The sequence below is a fragment of the Streptomyces sp. NPDC025793 genome (assembly GCF_055558375.1).
The window spans coordinates 132,778-154,618 of the sequence record NZ_JBVHMR010000018.1; the positions used below are offsets into that span (position 1 = coordinate 132,778).

The window sequence follows — 21,841 nt, forward strand, 5'->3', positions numbered from 1 at the left end:
CGTGGCGTCAGTTCAGCTGCCATTTCTGGTTGGCTGCCCCGGTGCAGCTCCACAGCTGGACCAGGGTGCCGTCGGTGGTCCCGCCCCCGGCGGCGTCCAGGCACAGCCCGGACAGGGCGCTGGTGATGCTGCCGTCGGAGTTCAGTTTCCACTGCTGGTTGGTGCCACCGGTGCAGGACCAGATCACGGCCTTGGTGCCCGAGGCGGTGCCCGAGCCGTAGGCGTCCAGGCACATCTGGGAGCTGCCCGAGTACACCGTCAGCTGCCCCGAACTGGTGGCTGTCCAGCGCTGGTTGGCGCCGCCGATGCAGTCCCAGAGCTGCACCTGGGTGCCCGCGGTGGTCGTGGCGCCGGGGACATCGAGGCACTTGGAGGCGCCGACGGCGTGCAGGGAGCCCGTGGCCGCCGCGCCGGAGGGGTGCAGTTGGACCACGACGATCGAGTAGGGCGGCACGGTCTGCTGCGAGGGGCCGCCGGTCGCGGCCGAGCTGAGGCCGCCTGCGTTCTTCAGGTACGACCAGACGGTCGGCGTGGCCGACGCGGGGGTGAAGCCGTTGTAGGAGAGGGCCACGTTCGCCGCGTTGTTCGGGTCCTTGTTGATCAGCATGACGTCGAGGTCGCCGTTGCTGCGGCGCACGGCGTGGGCGCTGACCAGCGAGGTGGAGCTGGTGGACGACAGCATCGTGTCCCCGGGGGCGCCGAGCTTGGTGATCAGCTGGAGGCTGTAGTACGGGGCGAAGGGCGTGTTGAGGGCGGGCTCGCAGGAGGCGCCGCTGGAGACGAGACCGCCGTCGGCATAGTCCGTCGCGCCGTCGACGTTCGTCACCGAGGAGCAGTCGGTGCCGTTGCGCAGGTCCCACCAGTCGACGTTGAAGATGCCGTTCTCCCACCAGGTCAGGTACTCGTCCGGGGCGAACAGCGCGTTGGGCGCGGTGTCCACGTCCCGCTGGCCGTTCGTCTCGGTGATCGCGATGCCGACGCTGGGCGCGTTGCCGCCCGCGTACTGGTTGATGAGCGAGCGGACGGTGGAGGTGATCCGCGGGATGTCCGCCTGCGGCTTGGTCAGCAGGTCGCTCTCGCTGGTGGTGCTGGGGTAGTGGTGCACGATCACGAAGTCGATCTTCGGGCCGGCGATGGAGAGCACGGTGTGGTTCCAGTCGGCGGTGTCGCCGGGCCCGGTGATGCCGTCGGGCCAGCTGCCCGGAGTGGTCAGCACCGCGCCGATCTTGACGCTGGGGTCCACGGCCTTCATCGCGGAGACGAACTGGAGCAGGTTGGTGGCGTAGGTAGTGGCGCTGTGGCTGCTGTGCTTGTCCAGCTCCCAGCCGCTGCCGTTGCTGTACTCGCCGTTGCCGGGGACCTCGTTGCCCACCTCCCAGTACTTGATCCCGTAGCCCTTGGTGATGTTGGCGTAGCGCACCCAGGCCGCGGCTTCGTCGGGGGTGCCGGAGCCGTAGTTGACCGTGATGACCGGCTGCGCGCCGGCGGCGCGGACGGTGCCCATGAAGGCGTCGAAGCCGGTGTTCGGGGCGACGTACCCGCCGTTCTCCTCGGTGTTGGTCTGCCAGTGGTAGGCGTCGGAGACGCTGCCGCCGGGGTAGCGGACGGCCTTGAAGCCCGCGCCGGCGATCAGCGAGGGCGTGGCCGAGGCGTTCATCTGCCCGTCGAAGACGGCGGTGTTCACGCCCGAGCCGATGGACGGGATGGAGCCCAGCGGCCGGTTCGCGTCCAAGGACACGGTCACCGCGGTGTCCGCGTGGGCGGCGGGGACGCCGCCGAGGAGCGCAGCCGTCGAGGCGAGCAGCGTTGTGGTCAGGCCGGCAAGGGCGCGGGTGAGAAGCGTTCTGCGCACAACCACCTCCGCGAGAAAGTTTCTTGGTTGTTTCCAAGTAATTTCTGCGGCAACGTACTGCTTGGGCATGAGCGCGTCAATGCCTTCCGTCCGGCTCCGAGCCTCCCCGGCGACTGGTGCGCACCGGGCGCACCCGCTCTCTCAGGAAAGTTTCGTTCATACTGCGAGGAGTGACGTTGTCCGCACGACAACTGAGCCAGCACCTCCGGAACCTGGCCTTCGGCGGCGACTACAACCCCGAGCAGTGGGACGCGGCCGTCCGGAAGGAGGACGACGAGCTCATGCGCCGGGCCAGGGTCAACCCGGCGACGGTCGGCGTGTTCTCCTGGGCCCTGCTGGAGCCGGAGGAGGGCCGCTACGACTTCACCCGGCTCGACGCCCACCTGGACCGGCTGCACGCCAACGGCGTGGCCGCCGACCTGGCCACGCCCACCGCCTCCCCGCCGCCGTGGTTCTCCCTGGCACATCCCGACGCCCCGCCGGTCACCGCCGAGGGGGTGCGGCTCACCCACGGCAGCCGCGACACCTACTGCCTCGCCGCCCCGGCCTACCGTGCGGCGGCCCGCCGCCTGGCCGCCGCACTGGCCGAACGCTACGGCGACCACCCGACGGCGGCGCTGTGGCACGCCCACAACGAGTACGCCACGCTGTGCTGGTGCGACCACGTCGCCGCCGCCTTCCGGACCTGGCTGCGTGCCCGGCACGGTTTTCTCGACGCCCTCGACGAAGCCTGGGGGACCGCCTTCTGGAGCCAGCGGTACGGCGGTTGGGAGCAGGTGCTGCCACCGCGCGCCACCCAGTGGCACCGCAACCCCGGGCAGACCCTCGACTTCCGGCGGTTCTGGTCCGACGAGGTGCTCGGCGCCTACCGGGAGCAGCGCGGCGCGATCCGCGCCCGCAGCGACCGTCCGGTGACCACCAACCTCATGCCGCCCGGCTACCAGAACCTGGACCTGTGGGCCTTCGGCGGCGGGGCCGACCTGGTCGCCATCGACCACTACCCCGTCGCCCCCGGTCTGGACGCCGCCGCCGACACGGCGTTCGGCGCGGACCGCGCCCGTTCGTTCGGCGGCGGCCGGCCGTGGCTGCCGATGGAGCAGGGCACCAGCACCGTCTATGACGGAGACCGCGTGCTCGGCAAGGCACCCGGGGAGATCCTGCGGCACTCCCTCGGCCACATCGCCCGCGGGTCGGAGGGCGCGCTGTTCTACCAGTGGCGCCAGTCCCCCGCGGGCGCCGGGCAGTGGCACTCCGCGATGGTCCCTCATGCCGGCCCCGACAGCCGCGTCTTCCGCGAGGTGGAGCAGGCCGGCGCGGCCGTGGCCCGCCTCGGTGAACCCGCCGGCCCGACCACCGCCCATGCCGCGGTACTGCACGACTCCGACGCCTGGTGGACCCTCGACGTGGACGGCCTGCCCTCCGCCGAACTCGACCACCACGACGCGCTGCGCCGCGCCCACCGCGCGCTGTGGGACGCGGGCGTCACCGCCGATCTCGCGCACCCCGGACAGGACTTGAGCAGCTACCGCCTGGTGCTCGCCCCCGCTCTGTCCCTGCTCACCGACGCGGCCGCCGCCGATCCGCGCCGCTACGTCGAGGACGGGGGCACCCTGCTCGTCCAGTACGCGAGCGGCTGCGTCGACGAACGCCTGCACGCCCGTCTCGGCGGCTGTCCCGCGCAGCCGCTCCGCGAGGCGCTGGGCGTCCGGGTCGAGGAACACCGGCCGCTGCACCGGGGCGAGCGCATCGTCCTGTCCGACGGGACCGAGGCGCGCTCCTGGTCCGAGAGCCTGCGCACCGGCGGCGCCGAAACCCTCGCCCGCTACACCCACGGCATGCTGACGGACCGACCGGCGCTGACCCGCCACCGGTTCGGCCCCGGGCAGGGCTGGTACCTGTCCACCCGGCTCGTCGACGCGCCGCACGCCGCCCGGATCCGGCGGCTGGCCGCGGAAGCCGGCCCGGGGCCGGAGGCGCCCGGCCTGCCCCAGCACGTGGAAGCGGTGACCCGCCGGGCCGCCGACGGACGCGCCCGGCAGTTCCTGCTCAACCACCGGCGCGACGCGGTGCCGCTGCCCGACCCCGGCCACGACCTGCTGACCGGCACCTGCGTCACCGAACTGCCGCCCGGCGGCTGCGCCGTACTGCAAAGGTTCTGAACTCCCCTGCCACCCTTGACCGTTCCTCCGGAAAGGCATCCCCGTGACCGAGGAATCCCCCACCATCCGCTGGGGCCACGACGCCCTCCACCTGGAGATCGGCACCGACCCGGACGGCCCGCCACGGCTGCGCCGGATCGGCGTCCCCGGGCGACTGCCCGCGGAACCGCCCGCGGCAGCGCCCCTGCCGCTCGTCGAAGCCACCACCACCCACCACGGCCACCACTGGTCCGGACACCGGGTGATCGACACCGTCATCGGCGCCGACCTGCGCTACCGCGGGCACACCGCAGCCCGGGACGGCGCCTGGCACCGGCTGACCGTCCAGCTCCATGACCCGGCCGGCGGACTGGCCGCGGAGGTGGTCCTCAGCTCCCCCGACGGCGTCCCGGCGCTGCGCAGCCAGGTTGTGATCCGCAACGAGAGCACCCGGAGCCTGCGCCTGGAGTCCGCCACCTCCCTCGTGCTGGGCGGCCTCACCGCGGATGCGGACCTTGAGGCGGCCGACCTGCTGTGGGCGGAGAACGACTGGCTCGCCGAGTACCGCTGGCAGCGCCGGCCGATGCGGCTCAGCTCACCGGTCCTCAGCGGCCGCGTCCACTACCGGTACGGCAAGGGGGGCTTCGCCGTCGCCGGGCAGGGCACGTGGTCCAGCTGCGACCGGCTGCCGATGGGCGGGCTGACCGACCGCCGGACCGGCCGGACGTGGGTGTGGCAGATCGAGCACAACGGCGGGGGCTGGCACTGGGAGTGCGGCGAGCACGACGACTCCGCATACCTGGCCCTGTCCGGACCGAGTGCCGTACGGCACGGCTGGTCCCGGCTGCTGGAGCCCGGCGCCTCCTTCGAGACCGTCCCGGTCGCGATCGCCTTCGGCGTCGAAGGACCCGACGAGGCCTTCGCCGCGCTCACCCGGTACCGGCGCGCCGTCCGCCGACCGCACCCCGACCACCGGCGCCTGCCCGTCATCTTCAACGACTACATGAACTGCCTGATGGGCGACCCGACCACGGCCAAACTGCTCCCCCACATCGACGCGGCCGCCGCGGCGGGTGCCGAGTACTTCGTCATCGACGCCGGCTGGTACGACGACGACGAGGGCGACTGGTGGACCGGCGTCGGCGCCTGGGAGCCCTCGTCCTCCCGCTTCCCCGGGGAGCGCGGCATCCACGAGGTGCTGGACCGCATCCGGCAGCTCGGGATGGTCCCCGGCCTCTGGCTCGAACCCGAAGTCGTCGGCGTGACCAGCCCGTTGGCCCACTCGCTGCCGGCGGAGGCGTTCTTCCGCCGCGACGGCGTCCGGGTCGTCGAGACCGGCCGCTACCACCTGGACCTGCGCCACCCGGCCGCACGCGACCACCTCGATGGGGTGGTGGACCGCCTGGTCGGCGAACTCGGCATCGGCTACCTCAAGTTGGACCACAACATCGACCCCGGGCCGGGCACCAGCGGGAACCCGGGCGAGGCTGCCGCCGACGGCCTGCTCGGCCACAACCGCGCCCATCTGGACTGGCTGGACGGCGTCCTGGAGCGCCACCCCGGCCTGGTCCTGGAGAACTGCGCCTCCGGCGGCATGCGCACCGACTACGCGCTGCTGTCCCGGCTCCAACTCCAGTCCACCAGCGACCAGCAGAACCTCGCGCTCTACGCGCCGATCGCGGCCTCCGCGCCCACCGCGGTCACCCCCGAACAGGGCGCCGTCTGGGCCTACCCGCAGCCGGAGGACACCCTCGACGAGGTCGCCTTCACCATGGCCAACGCCCTGCTCGGGCGAATCCACCTCTCCGGTCGGCTCCCGGAACTGTCGCCCGCCGCACAGGACTTGGTCGCCGAGGCGGTGGCCGTGCACAAAGCCCTGCGCGCCGACCTGGCCACCGCGCTGCCCACCTGGCCACTCGGACTCCCTGCCTGGGACGACCCGTGGATCGCCCTCGCCCTGCACACCCCGGCCACCACCTACCTCACCGTCTGGCGCCGCCCGGGCGGGAAGGACACCGCCGTACTCCCGGTGCCGCGGTTCCGTGACGCCGCCGTACGCGCGGAAGTGCTGTACCCCTCCACCAGTCAGGCACGCTCCCACTGGAACCAGGAGAGCGCCGCCCTGACGCTGACCCTCCCCGCCGCGCCGTCCGCCGTCGTGCTCCGGCTCGCCCCGGAAACCGGCGGGCAGGAGGCCGCGGGACCGGCGACGCCGACCGGGTGAAGCCTGAGGGCTCCGCCCCGGGCCGGGGATGCCAGAATGACCCAGCAGGCACGCTCGCGCGTCGCAGCCGTCCCTCCCGTACCAGGAGGCGGGTCCCGGGTGGAGCCATGGTCGAGGAAGGGGCGAACGTGACGGACAACGGATCGGGCGAGCCGACGGCGGACGAGCAGAGCTCTCCTGACGACAAGCCGGGTTCCGTCACCATCGCCTACATCGCGGAGTCCGCCGGCGTCTCGATCCCCACCGTCTCCAAGGTGCTCAACGCTCGCCCGGGAGTCTCCGACCAGACCCGGGCCCGCGTCGAAGAACTGATCAACCGTTACGGCTACCGGAAGCCGGCGGCCAACCGCGTCAACGTGGTGGAGTTGGTCTTCCGGGAGCTGGAGAGCCTGTGGGCGGTGGAGATCATCCGCGGCGTGGAGCGGGTGGCGCGCAGGAACCGCGTCGGCGTCATGGTCTCCGAGCTCGCGCTCCACGACAGCCAGCCCATGTCCATCGACGACACCGTCAGGCGCCGTCCCCACTGCGTGCTGTCCGTGTCCCAGCTCTCGCAGAAGGAACGCGAGCAACTGGAGGCGAAGGGCATTCCGTTCGTCGTCATCCACCCGATCAGCGACCTGCCGGACGACGTGCCCTTCGTCGGCGCCACCAACTTCCGCGGCGGCCACACCGCCGTCCGGCACCTGCTCGGCCTGGGACACCGGCGCATCGCCATGATCACCGGCCCGGACCACCCGTACTGCCTGGCCCGCAAGGCCGGATACCTCGCCGCACTGGCCGAGGCCGGCGTCCCCGCCGAGCCCGACCTGCTGGTGCAGACCCAGCTCACCCGTGAGGACGGATACGCGGCCGCCCGCGACCTGCTGTCCCGCGACGACCGGCCCACCGCCGTGTTCACCGCGAACGACCTCCAGGCCGTGGGCGTCTACCAGGCCGCCCGCGAGCTGGCCCTGTCCATCCCGGCGGACCTGAGCGTCGTCGGCTTCGACGACCTGCCCATCGCGGCCTGGGTGGAACCACCGCTGACGACCGTGCATCAGCCGCTGACCGAAATGGCGGTGGCCGCGACCGAGTTGGCTCTCACGCTCGGCCGCGGCGAGGAGGTGGGTCAGGTCGGCCTTGAGATCGCCACCACTCTCACCGTCCGGGCCAGCACCGCCCCGCCGAAGGCTCGCCCGGCGCGGGCAGCCCGCAAGGAGCCCACGTAGCACGGGGGAACCGCTGCTCACGGTGCGCCGCCGGGCAGTGCCGCCGACTGCGGCGGCAGTCGCTCAGGACGCCGGCGGGGCGGTGCTGTCCCGGACCACCAGTGACGTGGCGATGTCGAGCCTGGTCTGCGGCACGTCCTCGCCGCTGCCGAGAGCGAGGGCGAGTTCCGCGGCCGCCCTGGCCATGGCCGTCAGCGGCTGGCGCACGGTCGTCAACGGCGGGTCCATCCACGCTGCGACGGGAAGGTCGTCGAAACTCGCCACACTCAGGTCCCGGGGGATCGACAGGCCGAGTTCCCGGGCGGCCTGATAGAGCCCGATGGCCTGCATGTCGCTGGCGGTGAACACGGCGGTGGGCCGGTCGTCGCGGGACAGCAGCTCACGTGCCGCGGCGTATCCGTCCTCACGGGTCAGCTCGGCGCGAAGGAACAGATCCGGCTCCCGCCCGAGGCCCGCCTCCTGAAGCGCGGAGGTGTACCCGGCCACCCGGGCGATGCAGAACGAGTGGTCGGGCCCGCTGATCATGCCGATGCGCCGATGTCCCAGGTCTGCCAGATGCCCGACCGCGGCCCGTGCCCCCTTCCAGTGCGTCGCGCTCACGAACGGCACGTCCTCGGCAAGCTCCTCGGCCGGGTCGAACACGACGAAGGGGATACCCTGGGCCCGCAGTTGCTCCCGCTGGCCCTCCCGCAGGAACGTGACCGACAGCCCATCCTGCCCGCGCTGCCCCCCGCTGTCATCGAGGTATACCGCGGTTGCCCGGTCGAAACCGAGCTCCGAGAACACCACCCCGACGCGGTTCTCCCTGGCGACGTGTTCCACACCGCGGAGGATCTCCGCCCCCCACATGTGCACCAGCTCCGGGAACAGGATCTCCACGATGTCGCCCTGGTCACCCCCGGCCGAAGGCTCGCGGTGAGCGTGCTTTCTGATCAGCTCCCCGAACCGTCTCCGGCTGCGGTCCCAGGTCCGGGAACTGTCCTCGAGCACCGAGAGCGCGAGCACCGCCCCGCCGTCCATGGGCTCGGGTATGTAGGCGATGGTCGGCCACGGCGGATCCACGAGGCGCGAGCGCTCGTGACCGACCGGGGCACCTGCGGATTGAGTATCAGTCACAGCACAATTCCTGTTCACCGTGGCCTGGCCGCCCCTGTCCGGCCAAGAAGCCTGTGCAGGAGCACTGGGACACAGGCTATTCACCAAGTCTTCAGTGCAACAGCTCCGAGACAAAGCGCTCCGCCCGGACACACACAAGGGTCGGGCTGGGCTCTGCCCCGGCGGTTCCGCGGGCGGGGGGACGAAAGTCGTCGTCCCCCCCGCCGTCAGGCGCGGTCAACCGAACTGGACTCCGGTCGGCTGCGCGACGTCCGGCCGCACGGCGATGCCGTCGGCGGTCAGCCGCACCCCGTGGATGTCGGTGATCCTGACACCGGTTCAGCTCCCGGTGGGGACGGCACACCAGCACACCGACGACCAGCAGCCCCAAGGCAATACCCGTGACCAGTCCGCGCCTGCGCCACGGTTGCGGCGCGGCGTGCTTCGTCGCCCTCATGCCCGTCCATCCGGTAGTTCGACTCGGCCTTGCGGCTCCCAGTCGCCGCGGGGGACGAGAAGGTTGCCGCCCCGACGCTGACTTCTCGGCGACCGGTGCACGGCACGAAAGAGATCCGAAAGACATCGGATACGGCGGCAACCTTTCCACCCCGCGCGGCCACCTAGGGGTGCACCAACCGCGGCGAGCGCGGTCAGCTGCGCCACGCCACCCGTATCCACGCACTCCGATCGGGAGCCACACGTGTCACCTGACGACCCGACAACCACCGAGCAGCCGATGCCTCGGGGCCGTACGCACCGCCGTAGCCGCATACGCCGCCGCATGGTCGCGAGCGCGGTGGCGGCACTCGTGGCCGGCGCCGGCGCCGGTGCCCTGGCGCTCAGCGCGGGTGCCGCGCCGGCCGTCGACATCACGGTGGATGCCGGTACCTCCCTGGGCACGGTGCCCAGCACCGGCGTCGGCCTCAACACGGCGGTCTACGACACCTACATGAACGACCCCTCGGCGGCGTCGCTGATGAAGGCCGCCGGAGTCCGGCAGCTGCGCTTCCCCGGCGGCTCGGTCGCGGACGCCTACCACTGGAAGACCCACACCGTCACCGGCGGCAGCTGGGCCGCGCCGGGCACCGACTTCGACCACTTCATGGCCACCGCGAAGAAGGTCGGCGCCCAGCCGATCATCACCGCCAACTACGGCTCCGGCACCCCTCAGGAGGCCGCCGACTGGGTCAGGTACGCCAACGTCGACAAGGGCTACGGCGTCACGTACTGGGAGATCGGCAACGAGGTCTCCGGCAACGGGTACTACGGCAGCAAGTGGGAGGTCGACACCCACGCCGACAAGAGCCCGAGGGAGTACGCGAAGAACCTGCTCGCCTACGCGAAGGCGATGAAGGCCGTGGACCCGACGGTGAAGATCGGGGCGGTGCTCAACACACCGGGCTCCTGGCCGGACGGGGTGAAGGCTTCCGGCGACGACGCCGACTGGAACCACGCGGTGCTCTCCATCGCGGGCAAGTCGATCGACTTCGTGATCATCCACTGGTACCCGAGCGGCGCCGGCACGGCCGACATCCTGAAAACCCCCGCCCAGATCGCCGGCACCACCTCCGCGGTGCGCTCGCTGCTCCACACCTACGCAGGCCCGCACGCCGCCTCGGTGGAGATCGCGGTCACCGAGACCTCCAGTGCCATGTCACCGGCCCAGACCAGCCAGGCCGCCGCCCTGTTCGCTCCGGACACGTACATGAGCTGGCTCGAACAGGGGGCCGTCAGCGTCGACTGGTGGGACCTGCACAACGGGCCGGGCAAGCCCACCACCGTCAACGGCGAGACCGACTACCAGGACGGCGGCGTTCTCTCCGTCGGAGGATGCTCCGGCGGGACCTGCGAACCGGCGCGCGAGACGCCCTTCCCCACCTACTGGGGCATCCGCTCGCTGACCGCACTCGCCCGGCCCGGCGACACCATGATCAAGGCGTCTTCGGCCAACCCGTCGGTCGCCGTGCACGCGGTACGGAGCAGCAACGGCGGCCTGAACGTCATGCTGATCAACAAGAACCCGCAGAACGCGGCACAGGTTTCGCTCTCCTACAGCGGATACACCCCCGCGCCAGGAACGGTCAGGACCGTCTCCTACACCAAGGGCGGCACCGCCCTGACCACGGCGGCGCGGGGAACGGCGGCAGCACAGACACTGCCCCCGTACTCGATCACGACTCTCCAGCTGAAGCCCTCGTCCGCGGCCACCCACACCGACACCCCGTCTCCTGCCCCCACGCCGAACGCCGCCACACCGGACGCCGCTGCGCCGGCTGCCTCCGCCTCAGGCACGATCGGCACCCGCGCACAGGCCACGGCAGTCGGCGCACCCGCCGGCCGGCCGGCCCAGACCACCACCGCCGGCGGCCTGGCAGCCACCGGGATGAGCAACGCTGTCACCTACAGTGCCGTCGGTGGCCTGCTGGCCATCGCCGCCGGCACCGTGCTGGTGCTCCGCCAACGCCGCGGCAGGGCTTCGCACGGTAGGTGAGCCCCCGCCGCGCCGGCAGCCGGCGGCCCGGCAGCACCGCCACCCACACACGGCAAGAGCCTGGACCGCCGGCCTCCGCCCCGACTGGCGACGCCCGCCCACTCCTCCCAGGAGGACCGGTGGGCGTCGTCGGTCAGTGCGGCGACCCATCAGACCGACGTCGACGCGCGGCCACAGCCGCCGTTCCCTTCCGCCGGCCCGGCCGCCCCCACCTCGCCGACGGGGTGGGACGCGGCCGAGTTGCGCATCGCCGAGGTCGACGACGACGGCAGCCTGCGGCAGCCTGCGGCAGACGCGGACGCCGACGGGCGGGCCCGGAGATCCGGTGGCCCAGGCGAAGTGGCTGCCGAACGGCACGCTGGTCGCGGCCTGCGAAGGCACCGGTTGACGTGAACGGCTGCACGGCCAGTGGGGCGTGGTGGACGTCGAGGACTGCGCCACCGTCGCGCGGGCCCTGATCGACGAGGGTACGGCGGCGGCCGGCCGGGTGGCGATCCGGGGCGGCAGCGCGGGAGGGCTCACCGCGGCGCTCTCGGTCACGGCCGGCGGTCTCTGGGCCGGTGCCACGTTGTTCCATCCCGTCGTGGATCTCGTCTCACTCGCCGCGGGAGGGACGCGCGACTTCGAGTCGCACTATCCGGACACCCTCATCGGCCCACCCCACCGGACAGACCTCTACCGCGCGCGGTCCCCCGTCCGTCAGGCGGAGCGCATCACGGTTCCGCTGCTCGTGTTCCAGGGGGCGCAGGACGTCATCTGTCCGCCGGCCGAGGCGACGGCGTTCACGCAGGCATTTTCCCGGCACACGGCCACCTGGGCAAGACACTCCGCCAGGCGTTCACCGTCGATGCCGATCAGACGTGCTGGTTGTCGATTTCTTCAACGGAGTAGTGGGCACGCGGCCTTCACAGCCTCGGTGCATGCAGCGGTCCTGTTACGGGACTTCGCCCAGTGCCGGCCAACACGGTCGAATCGATGACGTACGTCGAGACGAGCCGAACCGCTGCCACCCCAGTTCCCGTCCACCTCGATGGCCGGGATGGCTTACCGGCACGCCGCACCGTTCGGCGGTAGTGGACCCAAGTCCACGAAGGTCGGTGGAGCCGTCCGGGACGGTCTACCTCACCGCCGGACATGCATGGGGGGAGCCCACCGCACACATCGAACGCGCGCGAACTTTTCCCGGCTGACGCGCATCGGACAAGGACGACGGGCACACGGCACCGTTCACACGCCCATGTCGGGCACCAATTTTGAAGGAGCAAGCAGAACATGGCGACCTTCCGGCGCGGCACCGCGAGCCCGGACACCGACAGCAAGGCGACCTTCCTGATGGCACGACGCGTGGTGTCTGCGCTGGGCGTGGCAGCCGCCCTGAGCCTGCTCACAGCCTGCAACGACGGCCAGGGCATCGCCAGTGCCCCGCAGACCGCGGACGGGCAGGCCCGGCCGGCGTCCGGTGACGGCTCAAGCGCCGCCGGTACGAGGACGAGCACGGGCGGCACCTCCTCCAACACCGGTTCGTCCAAGCGTTCAGGCGGCACTTCGGCCTCCGGAAGCGGCGGCGTGAGCACTCGCTGCCACACGTCCGAACTGAAGGCCCGTGTCGGCGCCAACAACCCTGGCGCCGGGCAGGAGAACTTCCCCCTCGTCGTGACCAACTTCTCGGGACATACCTGCACCATCGACGGGTATCCGGGCGCCGCCTTCGTGGATGCATCCGGCAAGCAGCTGGGACCGGACCCCAGGCGCGGCGCCGGAAGCCCCACCAAGATCACACTGGCGCCGGGCGACAGCGCCTGGGCAGGACTGTCCTTCGCCAACCCCGAGGTCAGTGGTGCCAAGCAGGCCACGCCCCTCTCCGTCCTGATCACCCCGCCGGACGAGAAGGATTCCCTGCACGCCGACTGGGAAGCCGGTGCCGTGCCCGTCTCCTCCGCCGCGACTGTGACGACCTTCCGGGCGGGCACCGGCGCCTGACCGGCTCCCACCCCGAACAGCCCGCTGCCGCAGAGTGACCACCGTCCGCTCTGCGGCAGCGGGCCCCGCCGAGAACGCCTCACGCCGGCACGGTTCCCGTGGTGGCGTACGCGTCGGCCATCGGCTTGGGCCTTTGACTGACGACGGCGCGGGCGACGTCACGAGCGTGAGCGAGACCGGCGGGGCTGTCGCCTTCCACGACCACGGGGACCCCGGGGGCGTGCGTGGATGTCGTCCCGGTGTCGGTCATGCGCTGTCACCTCGCCCCGGGATCGGTTGTTCCGCAAGGCTCAGCGTGTGCCCGCCCGGCGGGGTTTAAACCCATGGCAGCACTCTTCCGGGTGCATTTGGAGTAGAACTCCGCGCATGGACTTGCAAGAAAATCTGTCGTGGCCATAGTAGACATTGACCCGTCACGGGGTTACCGTTTTGCCGTACCCCGGAAGTCGACGAGGGCACGGCAGACACGAACTGCCGTGCATGCAGGTCAAGCAGGACGCGGCCCTCAGGGGTCGCGGGCAGTACCCGCGGTATCCAGCAGTACAACCAAGTAACCGAAGGTAAGGAGCAGAGCGCCATCAGGATCGCCCGGGCGAGGAAGCAATCCGCCCGGGTACCGCAGGCCCCGGATTGGAAGGTGGTCCCCGGTCACGCATCGCGATCCCCGCAGTCCCGCCCTCCCAGGCGGAACCTGCGGACAAAGAAGCCCGGCACGGGTTGCCGGTAGATGGTGTTGAAAGCTCGGGGCCCGGGCGCCAGTACTGGCGCCCGGGCCCCCCGACGCGTCCCCTGGAAGAAGAGGTCTATGCCCCCTGCCAGTTCCCGTCCCGTCGACAATCTCGACGACGACGACTACCCCGCCTACACGATGGGCCGGGCCGCCGAGATGCTCGGCACCACTCCCGCCTTCCTCCGCACCCTGGGTGAACACCGCCTGATCACCCCGCTGCGCTCCGAAGGCGGGCACCGCCGCTATTCCCGCTACCAGTTGCGCATCGCCGCCCGTGCCCGCGAACTCGTCGACCAGGGCACTCCCGTCGAGGCCGCCTGCCGCATCGTCATCCTCGAAGACCAGCTCGAAGAAGCCCGGCGCATCAACGAGCAACTGCGCGCTCACAGCGGCGAGTCACAGCCGAGGACCACGGCCTGATCACAACGCCGGTCGGCAGGCGGACAACACCGACCGCCGGCGCGGGAAGCCGACCGGCATCAAGGCTTCGAGGCGCGCGTTCAGGCCGCCTGGGTGAGTTCGGCGCGGCCGAACAACAGCGCGTATCCGGTGGGGAGTTGGCGCAGGATGCGGGTGAGCAGTTCGGGGCCGGCCGAGGCGGCGACGGCGGCGAGGACGGAGCCGGTGTCCCAGCGGGTGGTGGCCAGGCTGGCGCCGCTTCGGGTAGCGAGGTCCTTGACGAAGGCCCATCCGGTCAGCGGCTGGGTGTCGGGGATCTGTTCGGTGAGGATGCGTGCGGCCTCCCAGGGCAGGCGGGCGGCCAGTTCGACGCGTTCCTCGCCGGTCAGCCGGCGTCCGAGTCCAGAAACGACGAGACGTACGGCTTTCTCGGCCTCTTCCCGGGTGGGGTAGGCGCCTTCGTGGCGGACCTTGTCCAGCATCTGCTCGAACGTCATCACGGGCAGGTGCTCAAGCGGCGCACGCCGGTCGGACATCACTGCGGTGGTTGCCTTTCTCTCGCTGGGGTGCCGGTGCCCGCACGGATGTGTGGCCACCGGCAGCGGGGTGGTCAGGTGGGCTGGGGGCGGCCGAAGAGCAGGTCGTAGCCTGCGGGGAGCTGAAGCAGGATCTGCTTGAGGAGGTCGTCACCGGCAGCGTCGGCGACCGTGCTGAGGACGGCGCTGACGTCCCAGGCCGCGGTCTGCCCGGTGGCCCCCTCGATCCAGGCCGCGGTCGCCCGCACGAACCGCTCCGGCGGCAGCGGTTCGGCGCTTTGCAGCGGATTGAGCAGGATCAGGACGAAGGTCTCCGGCAGGCGCGCCGCCAGCTGGGCGCGTACCTCGCCGACCAGGTGTGCGCCGAGCAGGGCGAGGACCACGCGGGCCGCGCGTTCCGCTTCCTGCTCACTTTCGTACTCGCCGCGTTCCTTGACCTGGTCGAGGAACGCTTCGATTCGCAGGGTCACGTCGGCCGCCGCCCTTCTTCGGCTTCTGTGCTCCGGTGGGTGCGGAGGGCGGGTGAGGGGGGGCGATGCCCGCCCTCCGCTGCTGATCGGCCCCTGCCGCCTGCGATCAGCCGGAGATCTCCTTGCGGCCGGATCCGACGCCGATGGAGATCTTGCGGGGCTTGGCACGCTCGGCGATCGGGATGCGCAGGGTGAGCACCCCGGCGTCGTAGTCGGCCGTGATGTGCTCGGTGTCGAGGGTGTCGGCGAGCACGATCTGGCGGGAGAAGACGCCCAGGGGCCGCTCGGAGAGTTCCATCTGCACGTCGTCGCCCTTCGCCACGGGCCGGCGCTCAGCCTTGACGGTCAGCATGTTCCGCTCGACGTCGATGTCGATCGCCTCGGGGCTCACCCCCGGCAGGTCGAAGGCCACCACGTACTCGTCACCCTCGCGGTAGGCGTCCATCGCCATCGCGGACGGCCGCGACCAGGTACCCGGACCCATCATCTGCTGAGCCAGCCGGTCGAGTTCACGGAAGGGGTCGGTGCGCATCAACATCGTGAAACACCTCCAGAAGGTTCGGGCAGTTGCTGCCAATGCGCCTCACTGAAACCGTTGTAACATGTCATCCAATGGATGACAAACACCATGTCATCGAACGGATGACTTGCTTGAAGGAGGTGCCCATGGCAGCAGCCGACCACCCGGCCTCTTCCAGCACCGACGGCCGCAGCCCGGCCTCGTTCCTCGCCGCCGCCGCGGCCTTGCACGCCATAGACGACGCTCTGCACGCTGCCCGGCAAGAGCCCTCCGACGCCCCCGACACCGGCCCCGACCCGGAGCAGGCCCTGGCCTCGCTGCTGCTGCTGCGGCAGGTTCGCGAGCAGCTCGCCGGCTGGGAGAACGGCCTGATCGAAACAGCCCGCGCCGCGGGCGCCAGCTGGGCCGACCTCGCCCACCCGCTCGGCGTCGCCAGCCGCCAGGCCGCCGAACGCCGCTACCTGCGAGGCCGGCCCGGCCCCACCGGCGCCACCGGCGAACAACGCGTCCAGGCGACCCGCGAACGCCGCGCCGCCGACCGCGCCCTCACCGCCTGGGCCCGAAACAACGCCGCCGACCTGCGCCGCATCGCCGGCCAGATCACCGCCCTCACCCAACTCCCCGCCGCCGCCCGCGGCCCCGTCAGCCAGCTCGACGCGGCCCTCGCCCAGGACGACCCCGCCGCCCTCGTCCGCCCACTGAACGCCACTCGCCCCTACCTGACACACCTCCACCCCGACCTCGCCGCCCGACTCGACGCCCTCACCGACACCACCTCCGCCGCCTCCGAGTGAGCCGGTGCTTCCTTGACCGGTACAGCTGTCGGCGCCGAGAGGGATCTGCTGCCGGGGGGCGCCGTCAGGATGTCCGGGCACGGCGCGGACGACGGTGACCGGCTGGCAGCGGCACGCCGGCTCCGCACTACCAGTTCTCCAAACAGCCCATGGACGCTCACCTGGGCAGGTCACGTACCACGGCGGACACCACCGCGAGGATCACGGTCACCGTGATGGCGGCTATCACCGGGTGTCCGTTCCACGAGCCGGCCGCTTCACCGTGCGTTCATGCACGTCGGCATCGTGGGGACTATCCGACTCGGGCGGCAGCCGGTACGCCCCCAGCGAGGCCGCAAAGGGCTCCGCACCAGCGTTGTGAGCATCCACGCACCGCCGACGAATGATCCGACTCGTAGGCTTCGGCCGTGGCAGAGATCAAGACCCCGACGCCCCGTGGCGCCTACGAGCTGCTGCCGGCCGGTCACCAGCGCTTCGTCGCGGGCTCCCCCGAGCGCCCGAACCAGGACGCTCCCCGCCGCGCCGAGATCGCACCGTCCCAGCAGCCCTTCGCCGTGCTGCCTCATGGACAGAACCTGCGCCAGGCCCAGGGTTCCGGCGTCTTCAGAAGTGGACCAACCGGCTGCCGCGGGACGGCCGCCGCTGCCCGATGAACGGCACGGTTTTGGGTCGTCACGCCGTTCCAGGCAACCCAGTACGCCATAATTCACTCAAAGATGGGGACTGCGCATGACAAAAGGCGAGCGTGTCGCTCCCTATGGCGGCGGTCCCCGCACACAACGGTGAAGGACTCGCTACCCTTGACGAAGCTTGAGATAGGCCTGAAGCACACCTCGGCCCCCCTGCACCGCACAGCTCGAGAAGAAATCCTTGCAAATCCGGGATTCGGCCGCCACTTCACGGACCACATGGTGACGATCAAGTGGACCCTCGAACGTGGCTGGCACGATGCCGAACTCGTCCCGTACGCACCCCTGTCTCTCGATCCGGCGAACAAGACGCTGCACTACGGACAGGCGATATTCGAGGGACTGAAGGTGTACAGGCAGCCGGACGGAACAGCTGCCGCCTTCCGCCCTGTCGCCAACGCCGAGCGGTTCCGGGCATCGGCCCGGCGCATGGCCATGCCTGAGCTGCCCCCCGAACTGTTCCTCGCCAGTTGCCAGGCCCTGGTCGAGCAGGACCGTGACTGGGTACCCGAGTCCTGCGATGCCTCGCTCTATCTGCGGCCGTTCATGTTCGCCACCGAACGCGGCTTCGGAGTACATCCGGCCGACGAGTTCCTCTTCGTCGTCATCGCTTCGCCGGCCGGCGCATACTTCTCCGGCGGTGTCAGGCCCGTTTCGGTGTGGCTGTCGGAGGACTACGTGCGTGCGGTCAAGGGCGGCACCGGCGCCGCCAAGACCAGCGGCAACTACGCGGCCTCCCTGATCGCACAGGCCGAGGCGACCGAGCAGGGCTGTGACCAGGTGGTCTGGCTGGACGCCTTCGAGCACCGCTGGGTGGAGGAGATGGGTGGCATGAACCTGTACTTCGTCTACGGGGATCGCGTCGTCACTCCCGCACTCACCGGTACCGTCCTGCCCGGCATCACGCGTGACTCACTGCTGACGATAGCCCGCGACCTCGGCCTCACCGCGGAGGAGAGCCGCATCTCCGTCGAGGACTGGCGGCGCGACGCCGAGAACGGCACCCTGACCGAGGTGTTCGCCTGCGGAACAGGAGCCGTGGTGACCCCGGTCGGACAGGTGAAGTCCCGACACGCCGACTGGAGTCACGGGGACGGCAAGCCGGGTGAAGTCACCATGAGGCTCCGCAAGTCACTGGTGGACCTGCAGACGGGACGGTCCCCCGACCCCTACGGCTGGATGCACCCCCTCGCCTGAAACCCCGTCCGGCTCATGAGCCGGACGGGACCGCCACTGAGGAAAGGGTCCGCGCGAGCATGCGCGCGGCCCGCTCCGCGTCCGCGAAGCCCACGTAGAGCGGTGCGAAACCGAAGCGCAGAACGTCCGGTGGACGGACGTCCCCGATCACTCCCGCCTCGATCAGCCGCTTCATCACCTCGGTCGCGTCGGGACACCGAAGCGCCACCTGGCTGCCCCTCTCCGCGTGCACGGCCGGCGTCAACGACTGGACGACGCCAGGGGGCACGTACGCTGCGACGCACTCCAGGAAGAAGTCGGTCAGTGCGAGGGACTTCACGCGCACCGCGTCGATCGAGAGGCGGTCCCACACCTCCAGTGCCGCCTCGAGAGCGAGCATGGAGAGGATGTCCGGGGTTCCGACCCGCCCACGCGACACACCGGTTGCGGGCTCGTACTCCGCCTTCATCCGAAACGGTTCCGCGTGCGAGTTCCATCCGGGCAGCGGCGAATCGAACCGGTCCTGCACGTCCCGTCGCACATACAGGAACGCCGGTGAGCCCGGCCCTCCGTTCAAGTACTTGTAAGTGCAGCCGACGGCGATGTCGACCCCGTGCTCGTCCAGGCCCACCGGCAGAACACCCGCGCTGTGGCACAGGTCCCATACGACGTACGCACCCGCCTCGTGCACACAGGAGGTCAGGAACGGCAGGTCCTGCAGTCGACCGGTGCGGTAATCGACGTGGTTCATCAGCACCGCCGCGGTCCGGTCACTCACGGCCTCGGGAATCCGGACCGGCTCGACGGCTCGTATCGTGCAGCCCGTCATGCGGGCCGCCGACGCGGCGATGTACCGGTCCGACGGAAACGTGGTCCCGTCCACGAGGATTTCCCGCCGGCCGCCTCCGTCGGCGGCAGCCATTCGCACCGCCGCCACAAGGGACTTGAAAAGGTTGACGCTGGTCGAATCGCCCACCACGACCTGGCCGGAAGCCGCCTGCACCAGAGGGGCGATACGGTCACCGATCCGCTCCGGGGCGGTCCACCAGCCCTCTTCGGCCCAGGAACCGATGCGGAGCGCCCCCCACTGTCGGCGGATGACGTCCTCGATCCTGCCCGGCACGGTCGTCGGCAACGCGCCCAGTGAGTTCCCGTCCAGGTAGACCGTCCCGTCCAGAACGAACCACGCACGTATTCCGGCGAGTTGGTCGGCCGCGTCCAAGTCCGCCGCTCTGTCGGCGTGTTCAGTCAAGGGACCCCGCCGTCGTCTGCCGCATCAGCCGTTCGGCGCGCGCGGCGAGGTCACCCGGTTCCTCAAGACGGGCGATGGTTTCCAGCGCTTGCCGAGCCGTCGATCCGGCCTGCTGGACACGGCCGAGGTCGATCAGCCGCTCCGTCAGGTGGACAAGCGTCTTGGCGAGACCCCGCAGCCCGTTCTGCGTCTTCGCGCGCCCTTCGTACGCCTCGATCAGACTCTGCGCCAGCAGAACCGGGAACTCACCGAATACCGTGACGCCCGCCGGTACGACGTCCAACAGGTCGGCCGGCAGGGCCGGGTTCTTCTCGGCCAGGCTGGTCAGCGCGTCCGCGAGAGGGGCCGGATAGCCCCTGGTCAACGCCACCTTGATCGCCGTGGGCGACAGGCCGGGGAGCAGGGACAGCAGCTCGGTCAGACGCCCGCGCAGCTCCGGACGCGTGTCAGCGGCGCGCGCCAGAACGGTGAGGACACGCCGGTCCTGCTCCTCCGTCGTCTCCATCAGCATGCCCAGCAGGAACCGGGCCGTGGCCACGGCCGATACGAGTTCCTCGGCGGGCCCGTCGGGCAGCGACTCGTCCCAGTACCGCGAAGACTCCGTGGCGGCGGGTGGATACATGGCGCGCAGCCACCGAGCGGCTCCGAGCCGTACAGCGGGTTCCGACAGCTCCTGGATGTGCCCGAGTACGGCGCAGGCCGCGTCCTCGTCGTCGGCGCCGCACAGCAACGCGGTGGCCGCGGCACGGGCCGCCACATCGGCGGAGAGCTGCAGCCCGTGTGCGTCGGCGGAGCTGCGCAGGTAACCGAGTTCATAGGCGACGAGCAGTCCGTCCGTCCGCCCGTCCAGGCCGACGAGGTCGGCCAACACCGCCGCCTGCATGGCACCGGGCAGTTGAGGCGCACCCCGCAGAGAGAGGGGAACGGGCCCTTCCCGGCCGGGAAGGGCGCTTCCCGCAGCCGTCAGCGCGGCACCGTAGTCGTGCCTGGCCTCCAGGACGGCGGTCTCGTGTGCGGACTCCGTGGCGTCCGGGTCGGACAGCTCCTCGCTGGTCGCGACCACCGCACCTGCCAGCCGCTCGAACCAGCCGTCGTGAGTGCGGGCGAGCAGCAATACACGTAGCGGCTCGCCCGCAGGACGCGCCGTTGCCGCGTCAAGGATTGCGGCCACCTGTTCCTGACGTGTCTCTGCGTCCTCGACGACCACGAGCAGCGACCGTTGCCCGGAGCGCAGGTCCGTGTCCTGCGCTTCCCGGGCGAGGAATTCGACGTCCCACTGCCCGGTCGCCTTGAGTTGGTCGGCGAGTTCGAGCGCCAGACGCGACTTCCCGATCCCGGCCGGTCCGGACAGCAGGTGTGCCCGTGATCCGCCGCCCTCGCACCACTGTGTGAGTCGCCGGAGTTCCGCCGTCCGCGACCGGAACCGCGCGACCCGCGCCTGCGCCCCCAACAGGCGGCTGGGGCGCGCGAGAGGGGTGGCGGGGATGTCCGCGGCCAACCGTGCGGGTATCACCCCGGTGGCCGGGCGGGAGGCGGCGGCCGCGGCGGTCAGCTGCGCCACGATGCGCGGCAGGGCTTCGCTCAGGGGATCCCGGATGATGTCGGTGGCGATGGAGTCATAGGGTGTCGGACCGTAGTTGACGATGACCAGGGTCGCCCCGGCGTGCACCGCGCTCGCGCACAGCGAACCGGCCGGCTCCACTGTCAGCGTCGTCCCCACGGCGAGTACGAGGTCAGAGGAGGTGACCGCCTCTTCGGCCCGGGCGAACACCTCGGGTGACATGGTCTGCCCGAACATGGTGCTCGCCGTCTTCTGAATCCCGCCGCACTCCGTGCACGGCGGTGTGGCCTCACCGGCCTCGATCCTGGCCAGCACGTCGGTCGTGGGCGATCGGTGCCCGCACGCCACACACAGGGTGGTGCGCATCGTGCCGTGCAACTCGACCACACGGTCCGCCGGGGTACCGGCCCGCTGATGCAGTCCGTCCGTGTTCTGGGTGACGACCGTGGTGTCGACACCCGAGTGCGCCAGTTCGGCCACCGCGAGGTGGCCGGCGTTGGGTTCCGCGTCCCAGACGGGATGCTCGAAGCGTGACTTCCAGTAGCTTACCCGGAGTTCGGGGTCCGCCATGAACGCCTGATAGGTGTGCCTCGTCTGCATGCCGGGGTTCAGCGTCCACACGCCCGAGGGCCCTCTGAAGTCCTGGATGCCGGAGTCGGTGGAGATTCCGGCGCCGCTGAACACCACCAGACGGCGCACGCCGTGAGCCCAATCAGGGACGGCGTG

At 70.8% G+C, this 21,841-nt stretch carries 17 protein-coding genes and 1 pseudogene; 10 read left to right on the plus strand and 8 right to left on the minus strand.

The window, feature by feature from the left end; all coding sequences use genetic code 11:
• Positions 1-7: 7 nt before the first annotated feature.
• Positions 8-1,852, minus strand: a complete 1,845-nt coding sequence (locus tag ACZ4MF_RS30120) for an RICIN domain-containing protein (RefSeq protein WP_467494995.1) — start codon at positions 1,850-1,852, stop codon at positions 8-10.
• 170 nt (positions 1,853-2,022) lie between these two features.
• Between ACZ4MF_RS30120 and ACZ4MF_RS30125 the strand changes: the two genes are divergently transcribed.
• From ACZ4MF_RS30125 to ACZ4MF_RS30135, 3 genes are all read left to right on the plus strand, one after another.
• Positions 2,023-4,011, plus strand: coding sequence for a beta-galactosidase (locus ACZ4MF_RS30125; protein WP_467494997.1), 1,989 nt, complete (start codon positions 2,023-2,025; stop codon positions 4,009-4,011).
• A gap of 43 nt (positions 4,012-4,054) precedes the next feature.
• Positions 4,055-6,214, plus strand: a complete 2,160-nt coding sequence (locus ACZ4MF_RS30130; RefSeq protein ID WP_467494998.1) for an alpha-galactosidase — start codon at positions 4,055-4,057, stop codon at positions 6,212-6,214.
• A gap of 128 nt (positions 6,215-6,342) precedes the next feature.
• Positions 6,343-7,422, plus strand: a complete 1,080-nt coding sequence (locus ACZ4MF_RS30135; RefSeq protein WP_467495000.1) for a LacI family DNA-binding transcriptional regulator — start codon at positions 6,343-6,345, stop codon at positions 7,420-7,422.
• A gap of 63 nt (positions 7,423-7,485) precedes the next feature.
• Here the strand turns inward: ACZ4MF_RS30135 and ACZ4MF_RS30140 are convergent, their stop codons facing one another.
• Positions 7,486-8,538, minus strand: coding sequence for a substrate-binding domain-containing protein (locus ACZ4MF_RS30140; RefSeq protein ID WP_467495002.1), 1,053 nt, complete (start codon positions 8,536-8,538; stop codon positions 7,486-7,488).
• 679 nt (positions 8,539-9,217) lie between these two features.
• On the opposite strand from ACZ4MF_RS30140, the gene ACZ4MF_RS30145 reads away from it, so the two are divergent.
• From ACZ4MF_RS30145 to ACZ4MF_RS30155, 3 genes are all read left to right on the plus strand, one after another.
• A complete protein-coding gene (locus tag ACZ4MF_RS30145) occupies positions 9,218-11,008 on the plus strand; it encodes an LPXTG cell wall anchor domain-containing protein (RefSeq protein ID WP_467495004.1) in 1,791 nt (596 codons plus the stop codon).
• Positions 11,009-11,405: 397 nt separating this feature from the next.
• A complete protein-coding gene (locus tag ACZ4MF_RS30150; RefSeq protein WP_467495066.1) occupies positions 11,406-11,987 on the plus strand; it encodes a prolyl oligopeptidase family serine peptidase in 582 nt (193 codons plus the stop codon).
• 293 nt (positions 11,988-12,280) lie between these two features.
• Positions 12,281-12,988, plus strand: coding sequence for a DUF4232 domain-containing protein (locus ACZ4MF_RS30155; protein WP_467495006.1), 708 nt, complete (start codon positions 12,281-12,283; stop codon positions 12,986-12,988).
• A 79-nt stretch (positions 12,989-13,067) separates the two neighbouring features.
• On the opposite strand, the gene ACZ4MF_RS30160 is transcribed toward ACZ4MF_RS30155, so the two are convergent.
• Positions 13,068-13,238 carry a hypothetical protein gene (locus tag ACZ4MF_RS30160; protein WP_467495008.1) on the minus strand — a complete coding sequence of 57 codons (171 nt, stop codon included), beginning with the start codon at positions 13,236-13,238 and terminating at the stop codon, positions 13,068-13,070.
• Between the two features lie 555 nt (positions 13,239-13,793).
• Between ACZ4MF_RS30160 and ACZ4MF_RS30165 the strand changes: the two genes are divergently transcribed.
• Positions 13,794-14,138: a MerR family transcriptional regulator gene (locus ACZ4MF_RS30165; RefSeq protein ID WP_467495010.1), complete on the plus strand. Its 345-nt coding sequence runs from the start codon at positions 13,794-13,796 to the stop codon at positions 14,136-14,138.
• An 80-nt stretch (positions 14,139-14,218) separates the two neighbouring features.
• On the opposite strand, the gene ACZ4MF_RS30170 is transcribed toward ACZ4MF_RS30165, so the two are convergent.
• The 3 genes from ACZ4MF_RS30170 to ACZ4MF_RS30180 form a co-directional block, all read right to left on the minus strand.
• A complete protein-coding gene (locus ACZ4MF_RS30170) occupies positions 14,219-14,653 on the minus strand; it encodes a DUF2267 domain-containing protein (RefSeq protein WP_467495012.1) in 435 nt (144 codons plus the stop codon).
• Between the two features lie 74 nt (positions 14,654-14,727).
• A complete protein-coding gene (locus ACZ4MF_RS30175) occupies positions 14,728-15,123 on the minus strand; it encodes a DUF2267 domain-containing protein (RefSeq protein WP_467495014.1) in 396 nt (131 codons plus the stop codon).
• A 106-nt stretch (positions 15,124-15,229) separates the two neighbouring features.
• Positions 15,230-15,661 (minus strand): Hsp20/alpha crystallin family protein, encoded by a 432-nt coding sequence (locus tag ACZ4MF_RS30180; RefSeq protein WP_071386621.1) that lies wholly within the window; start codon positions 15,659-15,661, stop codon positions 15,230-15,232.
• A 128-nt stretch (positions 15,662-15,789) separates the two neighbouring features.
• On the opposite strand from ACZ4MF_RS30180, the gene ACZ4MF_RS30185 reads away from it, so the two are divergent.
• From ACZ4MF_RS30185 to ACZ4MF_RS30195, 3 genes and pseudogenes are all read left to right on the plus strand, one after another.
• The gene (locus ACZ4MF_RS30185) at positions 15,790-16,437 is read left to right on the plus strand and encodes a type III effector protein (RefSeq protein ID WP_467495016.1); all 648 of its coding nucleotides are present in this window, start codon (positions 15,790-15,792) and stop codon (positions 16,435-16,437) included.
• 407 nt (positions 16,438-16,844) lie between these two features.
• Positions 16,845-16,997 (plus strand): annotated as a pseudogene (locus ACZ4MF_RS30190) (carbonic anhydrase); the annotation flags it as partial.
• Between the two features lie 240 nt (positions 16,998-17,237).
• Positions 17,238-18,323: a branched-chain amino acid aminotransferase gene (locus ACZ4MF_RS30195; protein ID WP_467495018.1), complete on the plus strand. Its 1,086-nt coding sequence runs from the start codon at positions 17,238-17,240 to the stop codon at positions 18,321-18,323.
• Positions 18,324-18,336: 13 nt separating this feature from the next.
• Here ACZ4MF_RS30195 and kynU read toward each other — a convergent pair whose 3' ends face one another.
• Together kynU and ACZ4MF_RS30205 are read right to left on the minus strand one after the other, a co-directional pair.
• Entirely contained in the window at positions 18,337-19,554 is a 1,218-nt protein-coding gene (gene kynU / locus ACZ4MF_RS30200) for a kynureninase (RefSeq protein WP_467495020.1), read from the minus strand.
• Entirely contained in the window at positions 19,547-21,814 is a 2,268-nt protein-coding gene (locus ACZ4MF_RS30205; protein WP_467495022.1) for a Sir2 family NAD-dependent protein deacetylase, read from the minus strand. Before ACZ4MF_RS30205 ends, kynU begins: the two co-directional genes overlap by 8 nt.
• Positions 21,815-21,841: the final 27 nt, after the last annotated feature.

Coding starts and splice junctions, on each gene's coding strand:
- ACZ4MF_RS30170 (WP_467495012.1), bottom strand. CDS start 14,653: ATGTCCGACCGGCGTGCGCCGCTTGAGCACCTGCCCGTGATGACGTTC.
- ACZ4MF_RS30160 (WP_467495008.1), bottom strand. CDS start 13,238: ATGACCGACACCGGGACGACATCCACGCACGCCCCCGGGGTCCCCGTG.
- ACZ4MF_RS30180 (WP_071386621.1), bottom strand. CDS start 15,661: ATGTTGATGCGCACCGACCCCTTCCGTGAACTCGACCGGCTGGCTCAG.
- ACZ4MF_RS30165 (WP_467495010.1), top strand. CDS start 13,794: ATGCCCCCTGCCAGTTCCCGTCCCGTCGACAATCTCGACGACGACGAC.
- ACZ4MF_RS30155 (WP_467495006.1), top strand. CDS start 12,281: ATGGCGACCTTCCGGCGCGGCACCGCGAGCCCGGACACCGACAGCAAG.
- ACZ4MF_RS30185 (WP_467495016.1), top strand. CDS start 15,790: ATGGCAGCAGCCGACCACCCGGCCTCTTCCAGCACCGACGGCCGCAGC.